A 1,064-nucleotide genomic window follows, 5' to 3' on the forward strand; every position below is an offset into this window, starting at 1 on the left:
ACCTGGGGCTGGTGGAATTCGCGGCCAACGCGTCGCTGCTGGTCTCCCCGACCACCAACCGCGAGGCGGTGAAGGCGGCGATCGACAGCCTGAAGCCGGCCCCCAAGACCGCGACGGGTGAGGGCCTGTTCACCGCCCTGCAGGCGATCGCGACGGTGGGCTCGGTGATGGGCGGCGGCGACGGCCCGCCGCCGGCGCGCATCGTGCTGGAGTCCGACGGCGCGGAGAACGTGCCGCTGGACGCCAACGCCCCGCAGGGGGCGTTCACCGCCGCCCGGGCCGCCAAGGCCGCGGGCGTGCAGATCTCGACCATCTCCTTCGGGACGCCGTACGGCACCGTCGAGTACGAGGGCGCCACCATCCCGGTTCCCGTCGACGATCAGACGCTGCAGAAGATCTGCGAGATCACCGACGGCCAGGCGTTCCACGCCGACAGCCTGGAGTCGCTGAAGAACGTCTACTCGACCCTGCAGCGCCAGATCGGGTACGAGACCGTCAAGGGCGACGCCAGCCTGGCGTGGATGCTGCTGGGGGCGGTCGCGTTGGCCGGCGCGATCCTGGCCGGCCTGTTCCTGAACCGCCGGCTGCCGTCCTGACGATCAGACCGGCAGCCGCCGGTTGATCAGCAGCGCCAGCGCCGTCGCGATCAAGGCGGTGATCACGCCCAGGCGCAGCCACCCGGCGCTGCCCGGCCCGGCCACGGTGCGATAGCCGATGTCCTTCTCGATGGCGTTGTAGCTCTTGTTGAGCTCGGCGATGTTGCTGGCGGTGTAGGACTGCCCGCCGGACAGCTTGGCGATCGTCTTCATCTGGTCCGTCGAAACCGGGACGGCCACGCGCTGCCCGTCCATCTCGATCTCGCCGGTCTTGGTGCCGAACGAGATCGTCGAGATGGGCACCCCCTCGTCCCGGGCCAGCCGCGCCGCCGTGTAGACCCCGTCGTGCGGGTCGCTGGGATTGGACGGCTTGTTCTCCCCGCCGTCGGACAGCAGCACGATGCGGGCCGGGGGCGGGGTGTCGCCACCCGTGATGGCCAGGGCGCTCACCGCGTGCAGGGCGGTGAA

The 1,064-nt window shown here is 70.8% G+C and carries 1 protein-coding gene and 1 pseudogene; one reads left to right on the forward strand and one right to left on the reverse strand.

Features of this window, described 5'->3' with window-relative positions:
* A partial coding sequence (locus A5691_RS02135) for a VWA domain-containing protein (RefSeq protein WP_156734755.1) occupies positions 1-596 on the forward strand: 596 nt, incomplete at its 5' end.
* A gap of 3 nt (positions 597-599) precedes the next feature.
* Here the strand turns inward: A5691_RS02135 and A5691_RS02140 are convergent.
* Positions 600-1,064: pseudogene (locus A5691_RS02140) on the reverse strand (hypothetical protein); the annotation flags it as partial.

This window comes from Mycobacterium sp. E183, assembly GCF_001667735.1.
GTDB lineage: Bacteria > Actinomycetota > Actinomycetes > Mycobacteriales > Mycobacteriaceae > Mycobacterium.